At 64.3% G+C, this 20,434-nt stretch carries 17 protein-coding genes; 5 read left to right on the forward strand and 12 right to left on the reverse strand.

What is annotated here, in order from left to right; genetic code table 11:
• Positions 1–76: 76 nt before the first annotated feature.
• Entirely contained in the window at positions 77–781 is a 705-nt protein-coding gene (locus tag AC4D6D_RS20790; RefSeq protein WP_491327428.1) for a helix-turn-helix transcriptional regulator, read from the reverse strand.
• 109 nt (positions 782–890) lie between these two features.
• Between AC4D6D_RS20790 and AC4D6D_RS20795 the strand changes: the two genes are divergently transcribed.
• Complete coding sequence (locus AC4D6D_RS20795) at positions 891–1,502, forward strand: glutathione S-transferase family protein (RefSeq protein WP_491327429.1); 612 nt, start codon at positions 891–893, stop codon at positions 1,500–1,502.
• A gap of 69 nt (positions 1,503–1,571) precedes the next feature.
• Here the strand turns inward: AC4D6D_RS20795 and AC4D6D_RS20800 are convergent, their stop codons facing one another.
• From AC4D6D_RS20800 to AC4D6D_RS20810, 3 genes are all read right to left on the reverse strand, one after another.
• Positions 1,572–2,138, reverse strand: a complete 567-nt coding sequence (locus AC4D6D_RS20800) for a DNA-3-methyladenine glycosylase I (RefSeq protein ID WP_491327430.1) — start codon at positions 2,136–2,138, stop codon at positions 1,572–1,574.
• 161 nt (positions 2,139–2,299) lie between these two features.
• Positions 2,300–3,088 carry an SDR family oxidoreductase gene (locus AC4D6D_RS20805; RefSeq protein ID WP_491327431.1) on the reverse strand — a complete coding sequence of 263 codons (789 nt, stop codon included), beginning with the start codon at positions 3,086–3,088 and terminating at the stop codon, positions 2,300–2,302.
• Positions 3,085–3,414, reverse strand: a complete 330-nt coding sequence (locus AC4D6D_RS20810) for a Cif family virulence factor (RefSeq protein ID WP_491328785.1) — start codon at positions 3,412–3,414, stop codon at positions 3,085–3,087. Before AC4D6D_RS20810 ends, AC4D6D_RS20805 begins: the two co-directional genes overlap by 4 nt.
• A 96-nt stretch (positions 3,415–3,510) precedes the next feature.
• On the opposite strand from AC4D6D_RS20810, the gene AC4D6D_RS20815 reads away from it, so the two are divergent.
• Positions 3,511–4,422, forward strand: a complete 912-nt coding sequence (locus AC4D6D_RS20815) for a LysR family transcriptional regulator (protein ID WP_491327432.1) — start codon at positions 3,511–3,513, stop codon at positions 4,420–4,422.
• A 136-nt stretch (positions 4,423–4,558) separates the two neighbouring features.
• Complete coding sequence (locus AC4D6D_RS20820) at positions 4,559–5,551, forward strand: alpha/beta hydrolase (protein ID WP_491327433.1); 993 nt, start codon at positions 4,559–4,561, stop codon at positions 5,549–5,551.
• Positions 5,552–5,605: 54 nt separating this feature from the next.
• Here AC4D6D_RS20820 and AC4D6D_RS20825 read toward each other — a convergent pair whose 3' ends face one another.
• The 3 genes from AC4D6D_RS20825 to AC4D6D_RS20835 form a co-directional block, all read right to left on the reverse strand.
• A complete protein-coding gene (locus AC4D6D_RS20825; protein ID WP_491327434.1) occupies positions 5,606–6,283 on the reverse strand; it encodes a DUF6250 domain-containing protein in 678 nt (225 codons plus the stop codon).
• Complete coding sequence (locus AC4D6D_RS20830; RefSeq protein WP_491327435.1) at positions 6,280–9,054, reverse strand: exo-rhamnogalacturonan lyase family protein; 2,775 nt, start codon at positions 9,052–9,054, stop codon at positions 6,280–6,282. The genes AC4D6D_RS20825 and AC4D6D_RS20830 overlap by 4 nt, the downstream gene beginning before the upstream one ends.
• 180 nt (positions 9,055–9,234) lie before the next feature.
• Entirely contained in the window at positions 9,235–11,172 is a 1,938-nt protein-coding gene (locus AC4D6D_RS20835; RefSeq protein WP_491327436.1) for a rhamnogalacturonan lyase, read from the reverse strand.
• A 155-nt stretch (positions 11,173–11,327) separates the two neighbouring features.
• On the opposite strand from AC4D6D_RS20835, the gene AC4D6D_RS20840 reads away from it, so the two are divergent.
• Positions 11,328–14,501: a TonB-dependent receptor gene (locus AC4D6D_RS20840; RefSeq protein WP_491327437.1), complete on the forward strand. Its 3,174-nt coding sequence runs from the start codon at positions 11,328–11,330 to the stop codon at positions 14,499–14,501.
• 140 nt (positions 14,502–14,641) lie between these two features.
• Here AC4D6D_RS20840 and AC4D6D_RS20845 read toward each other — a convergent pair whose 3' ends face one another.
• The 3 genes from AC4D6D_RS20845 to AC4D6D_RS20855 all read right to left on the reverse strand — a co-directional run bounded on the left by AC4D6D_RS20845 (position 14,642) and on the right by AC4D6D_RS20855 (position 18,088).
• Complete coding sequence (locus AC4D6D_RS20845) at positions 14,642–16,750, reverse strand: TonB-dependent receptor domain-containing protein (protein WP_491327438.1); 2,109 nt, start codon at positions 16,748–16,750, stop codon at positions 14,642–14,644.
• A gap of 116 nt (positions 16,751–16,866) precedes the next feature.
• On the reverse strand, positions 16,867–17,376 hold the full coding sequence (locus AC4D6D_RS20850) for a CHAP domain-containing protein (protein WP_491327439.1): 510 nt from the start codon (positions 17,374–17,376) through the stop codon (positions 16,867–16,869).
• A gap of 112 nt (positions 17,377–17,488) precedes the next feature.
• The gene (locus AC4D6D_RS20855; protein ID WP_491327440.1) at positions 17,489–18,088 is read right to left on the reverse strand and encodes a DUF1826 domain-containing protein; all 600 of its coding nucleotides are present in this window, start codon (positions 18,086–18,088) and stop codon (positions 17,489–17,491) included.
• A 76-nt stretch (positions 18,089–18,164) separates the two neighbouring features.
• On the opposite strand from AC4D6D_RS20855, the gene AC4D6D_RS20860 reads away from it, so the two are divergent.
• The gene (locus AC4D6D_RS20860) at positions 18,165–18,584 is read left to right on the forward strand and encodes a MerC domain-containing protein (RefSeq protein ID WP_491327441.1); all 420 of its coding nucleotides are present in this window, start codon (positions 18,165–18,167) and stop codon (positions 18,582–18,584) included.
• Here the strand turns inward: AC4D6D_RS20860 and AC4D6D_RS20865 are convergent.
• The gene (locus AC4D6D_RS20865) at positions 18,581–19,894 is read right to left on the reverse strand and encodes an MFS transporter (RefSeq protein ID WP_491327442.1); all 1,314 of its coding nucleotides are present in this window, start codon (positions 19,892–19,894) and stop codon (positions 18,581–18,583) included. The two genes, AC4D6D_RS20860 and AC4D6D_RS20865, sit on opposite strands and share 4 nt — an antisense overlap.
• Positions 19,895–20,061: 167 nt before the next feature.
• Entirely contained in the window at positions 20,062–20,430 is a 369-nt protein-coding gene (locus AC4D6D_RS20870) for a response regulator (protein ID WP_491327443.1), read from the reverse strand.
• Positions 20,431–20,434: the final 4 nt, after the last annotated feature.

The raw sequence follows: 20,434 nt of genomic DNA on the forward strand, positions 1-20,434 counted from the left end.
TTCAGCAGTTGCGCGGTCGAAATAACGGTCTGAATGCCGGTAATGGGTCGAAGTTGAGTGGCGTTAGTACGCAAGCTCAAGCTGCATCGCCCATACTACGCCTTTTCTCCATATCCCTTTTCCAGCGCTGGCGCAGCGTAGCGGGCCGCGCCGCATACTGCTCGTCGAGAAATGTGGCGGTTGCAATCCGATCGGCGCGAAAGTGGCGGAAATCCTGCCGTAGCTCGCACCACACCGCAAGCATTCGCGTGTCGTCAAGGAAGCCGAGAATGATAGGCCAGACCACCCGGACGGTCGGGATCCCATGCTGATCGAGATACTCAATCTTGATCTTGCGACCAGCCCGTATCCATTCGCGGGTACGCGCCAGATCGATGCGGTCCGGTGCCGGTGCGTTGCCGGGCCGCGTTCCGATGGCGGGATGGACGATGATCGGGCGAAGCCGTTCGGGCACGACGCGGGTGATCTTTGCGATCAGATCGCGGGCCGCATTTGCCAGCGCCGGATCGCCGCGCCCCGCGACCCATTGCGCGCCCAGCACCGCCGCTTCGATCTCGTCCGCGGTCAGCATCAACGGCGGCATGTCGAAGGCATCGTCCAGGATGTAGCCGAACCCGGCCTCGCCTTGCACGGGTACACGCTGGGCGATCAGGTCCGCGACGTCGCGATAAACGGTGCGCGGCGACACTTCGAGTTCACGGGCGATATCGGCAGCCGTCACAGGGCGGGAGGAGCGCCGCAATATCTGGATGATCTGGAATAATCTGTCCGCTCGACGCATGGCCTTGTCTCCTGCTGACAGAATGCTGTCAGTAGGCCGCCCTTACAAGGGAAATCGCTCCACGATGCCGATCGCTGGAGTTACTGCCCACCAGCGGAGATGCTATTCTATGATTACCCTGTTTCACGCGCCGCAATCGCGGTCGTCCCGTATCGTCTGGCTGCTGGAGGAACTGGGCGTTCCATATGAGATCCAGCCTGTTTCCATCTTTCGGCCGATGACCGGCGAGGGCCAGCCCGACGCTGCCAACCCCCATCCGGACAAGCGTGTGCCGGCCATTCTCCATGACGGCGCGCTGATCACGGAATCCGTGGCGATTGTGCTTTATCTGGCCGATGCGTTTCCTGCGGCAGGACTGGCGCCTGTATCAGGCGATCCACGCCGGGGCGAATATCTCACCTGGATCGCCTGGTACGCGACCGAGCTGGAGCAGGCGCTGTTCGCGGGCCTGTCCGGCGAACTTGATGAATCACCTCAGAAGCAGCGCAATCATGACGCTGTGGTTTCCCGGCTGCGGGGCGCGCTCGCACGCGGCCCTTATATGATGGGCGACGTTTTTACGGCAGCCGACCTCCTGATCGGCAGTGCGCTTGGTTTCGGTCGCCAGGCCTTCCCGGCGGACCAAGCGCTGGATGCCTATGTCGCGCGATGCCGCAGCCGACCCGCAGCGATCCGCGGGGTGGTGCTGGACGATCAGTCCGGATTACAAACCTCCAGCTGAACCCTTGCGGGTGCCGGACTGGCGGTAGCCGAAATCGCAAGGGAGCGGCCGTTCGCTGCTGTGTGCGGTTCAAGTGACACTTCGCCGGAAGCATGTCGCTTCATGATCGTTGACGATGCCGATAGCCTGCATCCAGGCGTAGACGATAGTCGGTCCGACGAACTTGAAGCCCCGCCGCTTCATCTCCCTGGAGATGGTTTCAGATAGCGCAGATTTGGCGATCCACTCCCGACCGGGGTTCTTGACGGTATTGCCATCCGTGAAGGACCAGCAGAACTCCGCGAAGTTTTCGCCGCGTTCGGCCATCTCGCAGTAGATCCGGGCACCTGCGATCGTCGCACGGATTTTGGCCTGGGCGCGGACGATGCCGGGATCGGACATCAGCCGCGCCACATCAGCCTCATCGAAGGCGGCGACCTTCACCGGATCAAAGTCCGCAAACGCTTGGCGAAATGCCTCGCGTTTGCGCAGGATGATGATCCAGGCGAGGCCTGCCTGGAATCCCTCCAGCATCAGCATCTCCCACAGCATCCGCGGATCACGCTGCGGCACGCCCCATTCGGCATCATGATAATCCCGCATCAGCGGATCGTTTTGTGCCCAACCGCAGCGTTCGAGAGATGGAGTATCCGACATGGGCAGAGGCAGTCTTTCAATAGCGGCCCTCGATTGTGGCCTGCCTGTATCAGGCAAGTCGCGACGGACTTATCAATCGGCCAGAGGCGGTTCCGGGCGCACTCAACTGAACAGGTAGGATTTCCCGACGACGGTTATTACGCGAACGCAGACACATGGCCTCATACAGTGCCAACCGTACCGCCGTCGATGACGAATTCGGCGCCATGGATCGCGGCGGCACGGTCTGAGGCGAGATAGGCGATGAGATCGGCCACCTCTTCGGGCTCGGCTCCCCGTCCGATCGGTATCCCGCCCAAGGCATCAAGCACGGACTGACGCGCGTCCTCGATCGTGCCGCCATTGGCAGCCCGAAGCGTTTCGAGAAAGTCTCCGGTCGCCTCCGTCATGATCCAGCCGGGCGAGACGGAGTTGACCCGTACGCCCTTGGGACCGAGCTCCTTCGAGATCGACTTGCTGTAGGTTCTCAGTGCGGCCTTTGCGGCGGCATAGCCGGTGGTGGATTCGGGCAGCGGCAGGACGGACTGGATCGAGGTGATGTGCACCACAATGCCCTCGCGCCGCTCGATCATCTGCGGGATCAACAGCCGATCGAGCCGGACCGTCGCCAGCAGATTGAGATTCAGCTCGGCAAGCCAGTGGTCATCGGTCAGCGCGGCGAAACCGCCCGCCGGCGAGGCCGAGCCGCCGATGACATGGGCGAGAATGTCGATGCCGCCCAGCCGTTCCAGCGCTGCCCTTGCCAGCGCTTCGCCGCCCTCCGCGGTCGTCAGGTCCGCCTGCACATACTCGACGCCTTCCAAGGGATCCCCGATCGTGCGGGCGGCGGCGATGACACGGGCTCCGCCGGCCAGGAAACGCTCTACAGCGGCGCGCCCCAGCCCCTTGGTGCCACCGCTGACGAGAACGCGCTTGCCGGCGAACTCGGTGGGATCGGCTTTGACGTTCATACCGTGATCTCTAGTGTCTCGATGGCGCCGTGCACAAGCGTGAAGCGATAGGTGAAGCGGAGCGGGCTACCCGGAAAGTCACCCTGGGCGGGACCTTCGATGACGACATCGCCGTCTTCTTCCCGAACAGTATCGGGCGTGAAGATTGCCCTTACCGGGATCACTTCTTCCTCGAACAGCTGGCGGATCGCCGTCTGTCCCTCGAAATGCTTGCCATTGTCGATGCAGACAGCGTCGCGCAGGAAAGGCTTCAACATGCCGTCGATATCGAGGCGGGCGTTTGCCTCGACAAAGTCGGCGATCGGCTTGGGTAAGTTCATTGACATGTTCATCTCCTCCACGGTGACCATGCTTACTTAGCGATGGACTTTTCGCCTGATAATCGAGACAAATCGGCATGTGGTGTCACGGAGAACGGGACAATGAATCGCCATTCACTGCTTGAGCTTGAGGCGGTTCTCGCCATCGTTCGGTGCGGTTCGTTTCGAGCGGCGGCGCTCGATCTCGGCATGTCGACCACGGCCATCAGCAACGCGGTGGGCAAGCTTGAGCGGGAACTCGCCGTGCGGCTATTCAATCGCACCACACGCAGCGTCTCGCTCACTTATGCCGGACGGATATTCGTCGCACAGATCAAGCCGGCGCTTGAGGACATCCAAAAAGCGATGAATACGGCGCGTTCCCAGCAGGAGACGCCGTCCGGCACCTTGCGCATCAATGCTTTCGCGACGGCGGCGCGCGAAATCATGGCGCCGCTGGTCCTGAACTATCTGCAGCGCTACCCGCAGGTTCATATCGACCTCGTCACCGAGGGGCGGCTTGTCGACGTCGTGGCGGCGGGCTTCGATCTGGGCGTGCGCAGCGCGGACCTGGTACCCAGCGACGCGATCGCAATACCGCTTGGTCAACTGCGACGCATGGCGGTGGCCGCATCCCCCGCCTTTTTCGAAAGCAGGGCGATCCCTCAAGTGCCGCAGGAGTTGCTCGCCTATCCCTGCGCCCGCGTCCGGCTTCCCAACGGCGCATTGTTCCGATGGCGGTTCGAGAAGGGCGGCGAAGAATTGCAGCTCGACGTCGAGGGCCCGATCACCCTCGACGAAGCCTCGCTGGCCCGGATCGCGGTCACGAACGGCGTAGGGATCGGTTATTTCATGGAAACCGATATACGCGACGATATCGCGGCGGGACGGCTCGTGCGCATTCTCGAAGACTGGACACCGCCGCTTGCGCCGCTGTGCCTTTATTATTCCAATCGGCGCAATTCCTCCGCGGCCTTCCAAGCCTTTATCGCGCTCGCGCGCGACTTCGCCGCCGGACGGCTCACATCGGCTTGAGTCCGCTGGTGCGCGCCCGCGGCGGACAGCAGGAGCAGCGAGGCGGCGATCATGCCGTGCGCCCCATGCGCCGAAAAGTACGGCTGAATTTCAATATTTTCCGATGCATAAAGAGACCTTCCAGGGAGAGTGCAATATGTCGAATGATCGCCGTCGGTTTCTGGGTTCGCTGACTGCCTTGGCAGCTGCGCCGTTGTTGCCGGGGCAGGTAATGGCCGCGGCGCAGGGCCGCATCGCCGTGGGCGAGCGTTTTCCGATCTGGCCCGGTTCCCCGCCGGGCCTGCCCAAGGGCGGCGTCAAGGAGGAGAGCGTGCTGCGCTCCGGCCCCGACAATCCGGACGACATCGCCTGGCCGCATGTCGAGACGCCAATGCTGACGGTCTGTCCGGCGGCGCAGCCGACCGGCGCGGCGGTGCTCATCATTCCGGGCGGCGGCTATGCCCGCGTTGCCATGGGAATGAAACCATCGGCCATCGCCCGCTGGTTTGCCGGACAGGGCGTGACCGCCTTCGAACTGCTCTACCGCCTGCCGCACGACGGCTGGACCGGCGGTCCGGACACGCCCCTGCAGGACGCCCAGCGCGCCATGCGGGTGATCCGCGCCCATGCCGCGACGTGGAAGGTCGATCCCGCCAACATCGCCGCCATCGGCTTTTCGGCGGGCGGGCACTTGTGCGGGAGCCTCGCGACGCGTTTTGCGGCCACGGTCTACGATCCGGTCGACGCCGCCGATGGGCAGGACGCACGGCCGATCGTGGCGGGCATGTTCTTTCCGGTCGTCAGCATGGTGCCGCCGCTCGCCCATGGCCAGTCGCGCCGGGAACTGCTGGGCGCGAATCCGAGCGAAGACCTGTCGCGCCGCTATTCGGTGAACCTCGATATTCCGGCGACCACGCCGCCGATCCTGCTGGGCCATGCCGCCGACGATGCGGTGGTCGATTGCGGCAACAGCCTTGCGATGTTCGAGGGCTGCCGGGCGGCGAAGATCCCGTCCGAACTCCATGTGATCGAGAAGGGCGGCCACGGCGCACCGCTGTTCGAGCCGGATGGCCGTGCGGGGCTGTGGCTTACGCGCTTCGCCCGCTTCGCGGCGCGGCATGGCCTGCGGATTCCGTCCGACGGGGCGTGAGTGACGAGTCGGTGGATCAAGGGGGCGTGGAGTGAGGAGCCATCTTGCGGCTCCTCAGCGTCCGGTTCCGAGCGGAACGATCCGGAAATTGCGGATGCGCAAGTGGCTCTTGGTCGTGCGCACGGCGAACCAGCCGCGGCGGTAGGGCGCGGTGTCGATCATCGTGAAAAGCCGCTTGCCGCCGAAGTCCACCGTCACTGTCGCGCCATCGGTGGCAAGCCGCATCGGCACCCAGCGATTGGCCACGAGCAGCGCCGCCGGATCCGCCCGATCATGCTCGGGGAGCAGCGGGCGATTGCCGGGTTCCCCTACATAGCGGCGCATCCGCGTGGTGGTGTTGCGATTGCCGCCGATGCCCAGGTAGTAGGTCTTGAGCGTGTCGTAGTCGGTGAAAGCGCCGCTGCGGGGGCGCGCGAAGGGCGACCCGTCCGGCACGGTGGGGTCGGTGGCCATCCAGAAGGCGTTGACGTCGCTCACCGCGTCGTTCGGCCCGCCCGCCGACACCGCCATGACCTCGTATTCGATGGCGACGGGGCCGCGCAGTTCCTCACCCCACCAGACCGAGAGGCCTTCGGGCGTGTCGATGTCCATCACGCCGCCCTGTACGGTGACGCGCGAGGGTGCTTCCGCCTCGACGCGCCAGTGCGAGAGCCCGTGGCGAAAGTCGTCCGTTGGCGGGTTTGCCGCCGCCGACAGTGACACGAGCATCAGGGCGGCGGCGAGGTTCCTCACTCCAGCGCATCCCCGATCAGCATCAGGTTCACGGTCGCGGCAATGCCCCACTGTGCTGCATCGTTGGTGGAGACTTCGGCGATCTCGTCCACCGGCTTGAGCACGGCAGCGCCTGCCACCTTGCGCGCGCCGCGCGACTGGTCGCGGCCTTCGCGGTCGCCCGCGCCGAAGAACTCGCCCCATGCGCGCTTCACCAGTTCCGGCTTGCCGAGCTGCACGCCCGCATAAGCGGTGTAGCGCGAATGCGCCTGCGTCAGCGCGCGGCCCTTGCCCGATGCGCCGGTACGGGCGCGGAACTCCGCCTCGGGCGCGTTGTAGAGTTCGCAATAGTCCAGCCAGACTTTGCGGAACGCCGGTTCGTCGAGCAGTTCGAGCAGTTCGGCAGTGATCTCAAACACCCCGAACACGCCGTTGAGATGGCTCATGTTGACCGTGTCGCCGGGGCTGACGAAGCGCCCGCTGGCAAGGTCGAAGACGCCGCCGCCCGCCAGCCAGCCCTTGGGCATGGCCGCGATCGAGCGCATGCCCGCGACGATCCGGTCACGCCAGCGGGTGTCGCGCGTGCGCTCCCACTCGGTCAGCCATGCGCCCAGCATCGAACCCCAGACGGTGCCGAACTGCATGAACACCTGCCCCTCGCGAAGCGGCTGGTCGGCCACGACCGCGCCGGTTCCGGCGGCGGGCTTGCTGGCATCGGCGCGGTGCAGGACCTTGCGGCCGATATCGACCGTCTTCAAGGCCTGGTCGCTGTCCACCAAGGCGCGCATCAGGTCGCCGCAGCGTTCGTCGGTGGTGAGGTAGTAGTAGAAGCGGCGATAGGCGGCATTGGACACGCGCTGCTGCTTCGAACTGTCCGCCCAGTGCTGCACGCCGTGGCGGGTGCCGAGGCCCTTGAAACGCCCCGAGTGATAGACGTCCACCTCGCCGGTATGCCGCGTCATCGTCTCGGCAAGGCGGAACACGTCGGCGCGGGCGGTGCGCAGGAAGCCGTACCAGAGCCACATGTCGGTCGAAAGTTCGCTGTTGTCCCACGCGAAGCCGCCGATGTCGTAGCGCCATACGTGCCGGTCGTTGTCATAGCTGTGCATGACGTCGCCGTAGTTCCAGAAGCCGTACCAGCGGCGCTGGTCCACTTGCCCGATGTAGAAATCGAGTTCCTGCTTGGCCCGCGTCTCGATCTTGCTCCGCAAAGGTCCGCCGGCGGCGATCGGACTCCACGGACCGAACAGCCCTGCGGCATGGACCCGCGCGACATTGGCGACCAGGCGCGGCGGCGTGGCAAGGCCCTTGCCCATCTCGGCCAGACGCTCGCGCGGCGGCGTGGCGGGCAAGGCCCAGATGCGGAATTCGGTGGTGCGTGCGATCCCGGAGGCATCGCCCCAGCCCGGTTCGTAGTCCTCGTAAGTCACATCGAGGCCAAGGTTCTGCGCTTCGAAGCTCTCCATGCCCATGACATCGTGATAGAAGCGCAAGTCCATCGCCGGGGCATCGGGGGCGTGATACCAGACGGTGAAGCGCGCGGTGTCGCCAGCCGCATCGGCGATGTCGAGGCCGACCGGGCAGCGCTGCCAGAAGTCGTGCATTCCGAAAGCGACGCCGCCGGACGGGCCGCCGACATAGCCGAGCCCCGGCGCCCGCCCTGCCGTATCGACATCGATCCAGCCGCAGCCCGGCTTGGTGCGCTTGATGATGGAAAAGCCGTCCGAATTGGGTTGGCGCAGGCGGAAATCCCCCCATGCGGGAATGTAGTCGATGTTTTGGCGCACCGCCGCGCCCATCTGGTCGAGCGGGGGCGTTGCCGCGCCTGCCACTTGTGCATCGCGGAACGCCTTGCCCGGATCGCGGCGCAGGCCGGTCAGCGGGCGCACGGCCTCGCCCCAGAGGCCGCCGTTCTCGCCCGCAAAGCGGACATGACGATCATGCAATTTGTCGCGCATCGGCACTGCGCCTTCGAGGCCCAGCCCGCGAATGAAGCGCTTGGCGGGATCGCCATCGAAGATCATCGAATGGACCAGCCGCACGCTGTCCGACCCGGCGTGGAAATAGAGCCGGACGGAGAAGGGCATCCAGTCGCCTTCGGTTCCGCGATGGCGCCCGTCGAGTTTGATGACGGCGCGGATCGGTCCGTTCTGTTCGACCGTGGCGCTTTCGATGGCGCTGGTCCAGCGGGCCAGTGCAGGTGCGCCGTCCTCGTCATCGGGCCGGTCTTGTGCGCTGGCGAGCAGGCGCACCGATTGCAGTACCTCGGCTGAGCCGACGGTGGCGGAACGGATCAGCGCCTCGCCCGAACGGCCCAGAGTCCAGACGGTCCGGCCCACGGTGACGGTGATCGCATCGCCAGCCTCGCGCACGAAGAGCGTCTGCGCGGGTTTGGCAGTGCCGGGAACGACGCGCAGTGCGCCGGAGCGCGCGCCATTGGCGGGGGCGGCATGTCCGGTCCACTTGATCGAGCCGTCCGGCCACCACGCCATCGGCCAGGTCTGCACCGCCTCCCGCGCGCCGCCAGCGCCTTCGAGAACGTAGCCCCGCTTGTCGAGCCGGGTGCCGCGTGGCCATGGCTGGCCCCACGACTGGCCTTCGTGTGCGGAGGGTGCATTGCCGTCGAGCCAGACCACGTCGTCGCCCGGCGCAATGCCGGAATTCAGCGGTTCCTTAGCGGCGACTGGGGCTGCATTGACCCGCTCGGCCGTGAGCGCCATGGAACCGGCGATTGCCGACGTTGCCAGAGTTTGGGCCAGCATCTCGCGGCGGCTCCAGACCAGCTTGCTCATTGTCTCTCCCTTGGGTGCGGCGTCTCGCGGGACGCTTTATGTGGGATGATATTTCATCATATGGACATAATCGTCAACCGGGATGAAGCGTTTGTGGCCTTGTAACCCGCTGGCCTTTGAGCCCCGTCATCCTGAAACAAGTTCAGGATGACGCTAGGGTATGGGACTAAGGTCCGTTCCTTACCGCTCCCCGTTCGGCCCGGCACCCAAGTAGAAGCTCGTATGCGGCGGCTGGTTGTAGGCGGTGTTCTGCCAGGCGACGCCAAGCCGATAGACCGGGTCCTGCATCAAGGTGACGAAACGGTGCGTGGTGGCATAGGGCGTCGTGTAGATGCGCAGTTCGCGGTTATCGGCGCGGCGCCAGATCACTTCCTCGCGCCAGTCGCCGATGAGATCGGCCTGGAGCGCCGGATTGGCCTTGGTGCCATTGTTCGAGGCAAGCCCCTCCGGCGAGAGCAGCGGAACCGAAGTGCCACGCTCCCAGTCCCACTTCGAGATCGTGGTGCCGTCCAGCAGCTCGCGCAGCAGGTCGCCGTCCCACCAGATCGCGAAGTTCATCTGGCGCGGGCGCGGGCCGATTTCCCGGCCCTTGGTGTCGTAGAGGCGGTCGGAGTTGGAGGCCCAGAACTCGGCGCCGTAGTGGCGCGGGTCGATATCGGCAGCGACGCCGCGCCCGGTGTCCTGTTCGGCCGGAGTGGTCCAGAGCACTTCGCCAGTGCGCGCATCGAGCAGTGCCGAGCCGAGCCCGCCGTTGCGGCGGATATCCTCGAAGACGCCGAACTTTTCGAGGCCGGGACGCGCCGGATCGAGGTCGCTGACATGCATGGTGTCGCCGTGGAACAGCGGCTTGGTCCACAGACCCTTGCCGTCGTCATCGACGGCCATGGAGCCGTATATCACCTCGTCGCGCCCATCGCCGTCTACGTCTGCCACCGAAAGCTGGTGGTTGCCGCGCCCGGCATAGTCGGCATTGCCGGGTGCCGAACTGTCGAACAGCCAGCGCTGCGTCAGCTTGCCGCCGCGCCAGTCCCAGGCGGCCAGCGCCGTGCGGGCATAGTAGCCGCGCCCGAAGACCATGCTCGGCAATTTCCCGTCGAGATAGGCGACGCCTGCGAGGTAACGGTCGGAGCGGTTGGCATAGCCGTCGCCCCATGTCGCCGCGAGTTGTTCGGGCGTCGGGTTGCCGCCCGGATAGCGCGGCGGATCGTAAGGCGCGGTGGCCAGCGCCTTGCCGGTCAGCCCCTCGAACACGGTGAGATACTCCGGTCCCTTGACGATGCGGCCCTGCATCGGTGCGACTTTGGTGCCGTCCGGCAGGACTTTGGCGCCGGTCTTGTCCTGCTGCGGCACTTCGCCGCCGCTGCTGCGCCAGTCAGCGGAGGCATCGCCGATCACCTTGCCGGTGCCATCTACCGTGCCGTCGCCAGTCTTCATCGCCACTTCGGCGCGGCCGTCTCCGTCGAAATCGAAGACCAGGAACTGCGTATAGTGCGCTCCTGCGCGAATGTTGCGGCCAAGATCGATGCGCCAGAGCCGCGTGCCGTCGAGGCGATAGGCATCGAGGAAGACGTTGCCGGTATAGCCGGTATGGGCATTGTCGTGACTATTGGTCGGGTCCCACTTGAGCACGATCTCGTACTGCCCGTCCCCGTCGAGATCGCCAACACTGGCGTCGTTGGCGGTGTAGGAATAGGCCTCGCCCGCCGGTGTCACGCCGTCTGCCGGCGGCTCGAGAGGGATCGACAGGTATCCCTTGTCCCAGACCATGGCGCTTTTGGGTCCGGCGCGGTCGCCGATGCGCTCGACGGCGTAGCGGCTTGCGACGGTTCCGGATGTGTCGACGAAAGTCGTTGCCTCGCCCGGTTTGGTGACGTGCAGCGGCTTGCCGTCACGCAGTACGCGGAAGCGGACGTTCTTTGGATCGCTGGCCAGCAAACGCCAGCTTACGAGGATGCCGCCGTCCTTCGCGGGAACTGCCACGGCGCCGCGATCGAGCGTTTCGGCGGCTATGCGCTGAGCGGTAATCGGGGCTGGAGTCGCGGCCTGCCCGGGCAGGGCGGAAACGAGCAGGGGCAGCGGTGCCGTAAGCAGCGCGAGAGCGCGGATTTTGGCCGTCATGGGCATCGTCCTCCCGAGGTGGAACTGGTTTCTTCCAAATTATAGCATTGCATCCCACATATCGGATCAATAAGTCTTCGTCTAGAAACTGATTCGATCGGTGTCCGCAGAAACCGGGCAGACAGTATCGGCAGGTCTAAAAGAGGGGACCGGATATGCGCAAGCATGCCATTGGAAATACGAGAAATTCATTGATTTCAAAGTACTCGCGCCGCGCATTCTCAGGGGTGTCGGCATTGGCTTTGGCGGGATCTCTCGCGGTTTCCTTCCCCGCTATTGCTCAGACTAATTCGGAAGCGGAAGTCCAGTCTGGAGAAGAACAGGCGCCTTCCCGCATCGACGACAAGACCGCCGAAAAGATCATCACGACCGCCAACGACATCGTCGTCGTCGGCACCCGCGCCTCGCTGCAATCGGCGACCAATCGCAAGCGCGAGGCGAACACGATCGTGGACTCGATCGTCGCCGACGATATCGCCAGCTTTCCGGACAAGAACATCGGCGACTCGCTCGCCCGCATCACGGGCGTCCAGCTCACCCGCGACTTCGGTGAAGGCGTTAAGGTCTCGATCCGCGGCGTCGAACCCGATCTCAACCGCATCGAGATCAACGGCGTCAGCCAGGTCAGCGCGAATGGCGATCGTTCGGGCGACTTTCGCGAATTCGCGACCGAGCTGGTCCAGTCGATAGACGTTTACAAGGGTTATGCCGTCAATCTGACCGAAGGCGGCATCGGCGGTACCGTCAGGGTACAGACTCGCAAGCCGCTCGATCTGAAGCAGCCGTTAGTGACGGCGGTTGCCTCGATGCAGAACCTCGATACGACCGAGACCTGGCGCCCGCGCGTCACCTTCGTCGCGGGTACGCCGAAGTTCTTCCTCGACGGTCTGGGCGCTTTGCTGAACGTGACCTATAGCGACGTGAACACGCGACAGGACTATATCAGTAACACGAACTGGTCGCGTCTGGCGGACTTCGACCATTCCACTGAGAAGACCGTCGCCGATCCGCTCTACGCGAACTTCAATACCTATGAGAGCTGCGCGAATGTCGGTGGGGCTAACGCCTCTGCCGCCACCGCGCGCCGTCTCGCCTGCGAAACCCAGTTCTTCGACTGGGCGCCGACAGTTCCGCGTTATCGTTCCTGGGAACGCGATGACAAGCGCATCTCGGCCAATCTCGTGCTCCAATACGAAGTGGCGCACAACTTCCGCGCTTATGCGGAAGCGCAGATCAACAAGCGCAACCAGAACCTGCAGGACACCAATTACTCGGTGGACCTTGGTCGTATCGAGCGCTTCAACCTCGATCCGGCACTGGCGGCCGGACTTAACGGGGCCACGTCGCGTCGGCGGGTGCAACTCGGCACTTCGGCCGTCAACGAGAACCATGTCGTCACCAGCATCCAGACTGCGCTTAATGCCGTGAACGTCGGCACCGCAGCCAATCCCAACTGGAACGGTGCGGCCAATATCATCGGCGTCCAGCGCCGCGATTTCAGCTTCGATCAGGATTCTAAATATTTCTCAGGCGGGTTTCGCTGGGATCTCAATCGACTGCGGATCGATTTCATGGGGTCTCACGCCAAGGCGACGACCGACCAGCAGACGAACCTGATCTCGCTGGGAACGAGCGTCGCCGGGATCATGATCGATCGCAATAACGCGCAGGGCGTGCCGGTCTTCTCGTTCCCATCGGAATTCGATCCGGGCGACCCTTCCGTCTATACGGACTTCACGCGGACGGGAGCCAACGGGCAGGCATTGCCGGTTTACGGCCCGGCGCTCCAGTATCGCCCGGCGGAGTTCAGCAACTCCGAAGACCAGCTCAAGTTCGATGCGCAGTGGGAGATCGATCACCCGATCGTCAGCAAGTTCGAATTCGGTGCGCAGGCCCGCCGCCAGAAATTCGTGAACTACCAGGGCGGCGGCTCGCGTCTGATCGATCCGGCGACGATGACCTACCAGCAGAGCGCCAATGTCTCCTACACCACGGTGATCCAGGACAACCCGGCGCAAGTGCGTAACGGCAATACCTGGTACATCACTCCTGCCCAGTATCAGTCGCTGCTGTCCTCGCTGGGCGGTAGCCTGAGCGGCGCACCGCTGTTTTCCGGCCTGAAGGGTGCGCCTTCCGGCATGCCGACGACGCTGGCCTATCCGTCCTTCGATGCTGACGTGCTGTCGCAGATCTACGATCTGTCCGGGTTCAACCACGATCTCGTGCGTGAGGCGAACGGACTGCCCCAGATCCCGAGCGCGCTTATCAAGGAAAGCGTGGTGGCGGGCTATATCATGGCAGATATCGACACCGAAGTCCTCGGCATGCGCCTTACCGGCAACGCGGGCTTGCGTTGGACCTGGACCAAGGACGAAGGGCTTGGCACCAACGTCAGCCGCGTGACTCGCTTCAATGCCACGGGGGGCACGGAAACCGTGGTGATCGCGGCGCAGGAAGCGCGCCTCTCGAACACTTACGCGGACTTCCTGCCAGCCTTCAACGCCAACCTCGAAATCACCCCCGAACTTTCGCTGCGTGCCAACTATGCGAAGAACTTGGCACGTCCGCGTCCGCTCGACCTGGTGCCGAACATCAACTGCGTGGACGACCAGACAATTACCGGTGTCGATGATATCTGTACTGCGGGTAACCCGGCACTGAAGCCCTATCGCGCGGACCAGTGGGAAGTGAACCTCGCCTGGTACCCCAATGCCGATACGATGATCAGCCTGGGTTACTACAAGAAGTACGAATCCAGCTTCGTGATCCAGAACGTGGTGCGCAACAATGTCGACCTGTTCGGGGACGGTGTCGGTTACACGGTACGCCAGCCGGTCAACGGGCAGGGCGCTCTGCTCGACGGTATCGAGGTGAGCGGTCAGACGGTTTTCACCTTCCTGCCGCAGCCTTTCGACGGCTTCGGCCTGACCGGCAACATGACCTATGCCCGCGCGATCCGCACGAACCTGACCAACAGCGCAACGGGCGGCGAACTCAAGGAATATCCCGGTCTTTCTAAGTTCACCTACAATGCCAGCGTGTTCTACGACAAGGGCTTCCTGAATGCGCGCCTGAGCTACAACTACCGATCGAAGTGGCTGGATACCGTACTGAGCGCCACCAACGGCAATAATCCGCTCTATCGCAAGGGCGAAGGTTATCTGGACGGCAAGGTGACGCTGCGCTTCCCGAAGTATCACTTTAACGTGTTCTTTGAGATGCAGAACATAACCAAAGAATACTCGAAGGTTTACATTAATCAAGACATGCCGGTCGACCTTTACTATCCCGGACGCCGCATGTTCATCGGCGTTCAGGCCAAGCTCTGATCCGAGGTCGGGGGAGAGCGGGAACTCTCCTCCTTCATCCCACCGCGCCGTCCGCCCAGGGACCGTGGCGTCGGGGGCGGTGGGAATTTGAACCCGGACAGATGCGGCACCCTCCAGCCGCGTCTGTCCGGGTTCTTGCATTAGAACGCGGTGCGCAAACCGAACACGAAGTTGCGTCCGCGCAGCGGCGAGGCGTCCTTCACGAAAGAGGCGTGGTTGAGCGCGAAGGAATTCGTGAGGTTGGTTCCGCGCGCGAAGAGTTCGGCCCAGCGGTCGGTGCCGAGGTCGAGCTTGTAGGACAGCGTCAGGTTCAGCATGTCGTAGCCCGGCGTTTCCGTCTCGAAGTCGGCGATGCGGTCTTGCCTGAAAGTGCGGTAATATTCCGCCTCCGCCGTGAACGGTCCGCTTGCGGCATCGACGCGCGTGCCGAGGCGGCCGGGCGGGATGCGGGGCAGGTTCCCGAGATCGTTCTTCAGCTTGGCGCGCACGTAGTCGCCGAAGAGCGCAACCCCTATCTGCGGGATCACCTGATGGCGGATTTCGCCGTCCACGCCGGTGAAGGTGGCATCGGCGGCGACGTAGTGGATCAGGCGGAAGTCCTCGTATTGATCGAGGGTCTGGCCGTAGATGTAGTTGTCCACTTTCTGGTGATAGGCGCCCACCGTGAAGGTCGTCACCCCGCTGGTCTTGCGGAAGGTCAGGTTGATCGACTTGCCGGTTTCGAGGCGGTTCTCGGTCGAGGCCATGCCTTCGAACGTGCGGCCCGTCACCATGCCGATCTCATACGTGTTCGAGGCGAAGTGCGGGCCGAAGGCATAGAGTTCCTGCACGTTCGGCGCGCGCTGCGAGCGGGCGAGCGAGAGGGCCAGCGAGTAGCCGTCCGCCACTTTCCACAGCGCCGAGGCCGAGACCGAGAAGGGATCGTGCGCGGTCGTCGGCATGAAGGCGGCCAGCGATGTCTGCGGACGGATGCGCTGCCATTCCTGGCGCACGGCGGCCTCGATGCGGACCGGGCCGAACTCGCGGCTTTCGTGGAGGAACAGCGCGGTATTGCTGATGTCGAACGGCGTGTATGTGGTCACGTCGTCCTGCACCACCGAATGGATGCCGCTGAAGGTGCTGTCCGAATGCTGGACGCCGAAGACGCCGCGGAAGCCCGCGACAGCCTTGTGGGTCAGTTCGAAGCGCAAGTCGAAGGCCTTGTTGCGATAGGCGGTGGCGACTTCGTCGTGCTCGATCTCGTCATGGCGGTAATTGGTGTGGGCCATGCGGAAACGGACGCGCTCGAAGCCGGGCAGGGGATCGCGATACTCGCCGCGAATGTCGAAGCGCTCGCTGCGCATCTTCACGAAGATGTTTTCCTCTTCGTGCTCATGATCGTGGTCTTCTTCGCCATGATCGTGGTCGTCGTGATCGTCGTGCGATCCGCAGTGCAGGCTGGGCCCGTGGGTGTGGCAGCTTTCGTATTCGTGGCTGTGGCCGGGCAGGCCGTACCTGCCGGTCACGCGCGTGTAGGCGACGCCGAGATAGCCGTCCGCGCCGACCCACGAGCCGCCTGCAGTGAACGTCGAGCTTTCGCTCCACGATCCGGGCACGCGCTTTTGACCGAAGGCACCGGGAACGCGGTAGTCGTCCGCCTCGCGGTGTGCGCCTTCGAGGCGCAGGGCCAGCGCGCCGCTGCCCACGGTGACGCCGCCGACCACCGAGCGCTCGTCGTCGCCGGTGCCGAGCCGGGCCTCGCCGGCGCCGGAAATGCCGTTCGCCGGAATCGCGGTCGGGATCTTGGTGTCGAGCAGGTTCACCGCGCCGCCGATCGCGCCGCCGCCGTAGAGCAGGGCTGCCGGGCCGCGCAGCACTTCGATACCGCGCAGGAGCAGCGGCTCGCCGGTGATGGCGTGGTCGGCCGAGATGCCCGAGGCGTCCTGGACATTGGTGCTGTCCGACAGGACCTGCACGCGCGGCGAGGTCTGACCGCGGATCACCGGACGGCTGGCGCCGCCGCCGAAGTTGTCGAAGTGGATGCCGGGCTGACCGGCCAGCGTCTCGCCGAGCGTGCCCTGGCGGCGGTGCGCGAGTTCGTCGCCGGAGAGAGTCACGACCGGGGTGGCCGTTTCGTCGATGCTTTCTTCCAGCGGTGCGGAAGTGACGAGGATCTCACGCGATTCCGGGGCGGGTGCCTCGGCGAAAGCGGTAGCCGGGATCAGGGCAAGCAGGGAAACGGCGGATCGGTGCAGGATACGGACGGACAAGAAAACCCCCTGGGATCGGAAAGGAGGTTTCGTTTAGTGTGATGTGATAACATTACACAACAGGGTGAGTGCCCTGTTATCAATATGTTACAATCTGGAAATCTCGGAAGCGATAATCAGCCCGCGCTGCTCGGCGCATCGTCGTCCTTCGCGGTGGCGAGTTCCGGGGCAGGGGCGCTGCTGCCGTAAATGAAACCGAACGTGGGATTTTCGCGCGAGCCGAGCGAATGGCTCGGGCCGTACCACACGCGTACGTTGCTCCAGTCGCCTGCTTCCGAGACGTCTTCCGCCAGCGCGTTGTGTTCGATCATTCCGGGGCCGGACCAGTTGGCATGGTCGAGCATGACATGACGCGAATCCACGACTTCGCGGATCATCGCGACATGGCCGTAGGGCATCGCGCCGGTGGACTTGAACACCAGCACCGAACCCGGCTCGGGCATATGGCCGCGCTTGTAGGTGCCCTTGGCCTGTTCCCACCATGTCGCCGCATTGCCGTGAATGCCGATCCCGGACTGCGCGCGGGCATAGGGCACGCACTGCAGATGCTGGGCCAGTGCCGGGGTGGCAAGAGCCTGAAGAGCGAGGGAAAGGATGGTGGCTGCGACCAGGGAAACCTTTTTCATGGAGAGACGTTATAACGTCTCTGGCTTCCGAAGGTAGCCCGGTCCCGGCGATGTGATCGCACGGGAAGCACCGTTCGTCGCGGCGGAGGGAACCGCGTCGGCTGGGCGGCGCTTAGCCGCTTGCGATCGAGTCGATAACCAGCACAAGCCGGGATTCGCCCGAGTCTGCGATGGGTGGAGACCGGTGCAGGATGGACGGTTCGCCTTGGAGCAGCCGGCCTTTGAACAGGCCGACGGTGCCGGGGCGCATTTCGTTGATCGACTGATCGTCGGCTTCATCGACCCGCTGCCATTGGGTTCCACGTCCGCGATAAGTCGTGATCGTTCGCACTGTCACGAAGTCCGCATGGAACTTGCGGCAGGCATCGGTCTCGACCACTTCCAGCCTGATTCCGACGCGGCGCCGGCCTAGCAGGGCGGCGTGGCGCGCCGCCAGCGCGGCGATGTCGGCGCAGAGCAGCGGGCTTTCCGGATAGCCGCTGTCTCTCAACAGGGCGCTTAGCTGCATCTCAGCATCACCGGTATCGCAGGCCAGCAGGAGGTCGTCGATGCTATCAAGGTCCAGCGCCGAGATTTCCCGGACCAGTGCCGGATCGAGGTCGCGCTCCCAGATGGCGAGATCGATCCCGTCACTGACGATCTCCCGCTGAACCTCGGCGTGGGGGCCGGTGGCCACGGTGATGGGGGGAAGCGTGTCGCAGTCTTTTTTCACGGAGAGGCCTTTTCAACGGAGAATGCATCGCCATGTAATGTTGTAACATAACTCAATCAAGCTGGAGCCGATTTCGATGAGCGAGCATTGCGAACCCCGGAGCCATGTCGTCAGCATCCGGGGGCGCTTTCTGGCCGACATTGTGGAATCGACGGCGATATCCGCGTCCACCCTCTGCATGGTGCACTGTCTTGCCCTGCCGCTCCTGCTGTTTCTGCTGCCCGGCCTGCTCGGGGCTTTCTTCCAGTCGGAGGTGTTTCACCTCGCGGCGCTGGGGCTGGTGGCACCGGCGGCGCTGGCGGCGTTTGTGCTCGGCTATCGGCGGCATGGCGGGGCGGGGCCGGTCTTGCTCGGCACGGCGGGGATCGTCTGCCTCGTGCTGGCGCTGTTCCATGCCGATCTTCCGCTGGGAGAGACCGGGTTGACGGTGATAGGCAGCGTCCTGCTGGTGGCCGGTCACGCCTGGAACTGGCGCAAGCGGCTGGGCTGCGCTTAATCTTCCAGGATCAGGCTATGGTCCCGGGTATCGCGCATGCGGACATAGACCACCAGCGAGATGGCGATCATCACCGAGACGTAGATGTAGAAGGCTTGCTCGATCCCGGCCTGCTTGAACCACAGCGCTACGAACTCGGCCGTGCCGCCGAATAGCGTATTGGCGAGCGCATAGGGCAGGGCGACGCCCAGCGCGCGGATGTGGGCGGGGAACAGCTCCGCCTTCACCACCGCGTTGATCGAGGTATAGCCGGTGACGATCACCAGCCCTGCCATGACCAGCGCTCCGGCCACGAGCGGGTCGCGGGTCGTCGCCAGGGTGGCGAAGATCGGATAGGTGCAGAGCACGCCGAACAGGCCGAAGCCCACCATCAGCGGCTTGCGCCCCACCCGGTCGGACAGCGCGCCCGCCAGCGGCTGGAGCAGCATGAACAGGAACAGCGTTACGCCGTTGATCTCGGAGGCGGTCTCGCGGCTCAGCCCGCTAGTGTTGACCAGGAACTTCTGCATGTAGATCGAATAGGCGTAGAAGGCGATCGTGCCGCCTGCGGTCAGCAGCATGACCGTCAGGGTCTCGCGCGGGTGGCGGCGGATCAGTTCGAGGAAGCCCGATTGCGGGGCGCCCTCGGCGCGCGCCTTTTCGAAGCTGTGAGTCTCGGCCATGCCGCGGCGCAGGCGGAACACCAGGATCGCCAGCGCGCCGCCGATCACGAAGGGAATGCGCCAGCCCCAGGCGTCGAGTTGCGCTTCGGTCAGCAGCGCCTGAAGCACCAGCAGCACGCAGATCGCCACCAGTTGCCCGGCGATCAGGGTGACATACTGGAAGCTGGAATAGAAGCCGCGCCGCTCACGTCCCGCCATTTCCGAGAGATACGTGGCGCTGGCGCCGTACTCACCGCCGATCGACAGTCCCTGCATCAGCCGGGCCAGCACCAGCAGCAGCGGCGCGCCGATGCCGATCGACTGGTAGGAAGGCGTCACCGCGATCAGCAGCGACCCCGCGCACATCAGCGCGACCGATAGCGTCAGCCCGCTTTTGCGCCCCTTGCGGTCGGCATAGATGCCCATGAGCCAGGCGCCGACCGGGCGCATCAGGAAGCCTACCGCGAAGATCGCCGCCGCGCTCAGCAACTGGGCGGTGCGGTCCTCGTCCGGAAAGAAGTGCGGTGCGAAATAGAGCGTGAAGGCGGAATAGGCGTACCAGTCGTACCATTCGACGAGATTGCCGGTGGAGCCTGCGACGATGGCCTTCAGCCTCTGGCGCCGGTCGGGCGCGGCTGGAACGGAGAGAGGCGCCGGGATTGTCGACATCGCAGATACGCTTTCTCTTGGCCGTCGGAACAGACGGAGAGGTATGGGAATTCTTGGGTGAGGTCCAGTGAAGGCGGCTCGACTCCGAACCCTCGTCGTTCTCCCGAAGGCGCGGCTCCCCTTTCCTTGCGGCTGGCTTGAAGAAAGCGGGACGCAGATCGTGCCGCTTATCCTCGCGCCCGCTCCAGTGCTTTCACCGCCTCGGCAAGCTGGGCGAAGGTATAAGGCTTGTTCAGCAGGAAGGCAGGCGGATGCGGCAGGTCCCAGTTGCCGCCACTGGCGATCGCGAAGGGCACGGCCCGTGCGCCGAGTTCGGCCAGGACCGGATCGGCACGCTCGCCCGCCAGGTTCATATCGATCACCGCGACATCGAACGAGCCCTCGCGGCTGGCCTCCAGCGCATCCGCCAGCGTGGCATGCGGGCCGACGACCCGACAGCCGAGATCGTCCAGCATCTCCTCCAGCAGCATCGCCACCAGCACTTCGTCCTCGGCGACCAGCACCCGCAGCCCCTCCACGGAATTCCCCTCGGTCATGCGC

Source organism: Novosphingobium sp. BF6 (assembly GCF_058273105.1).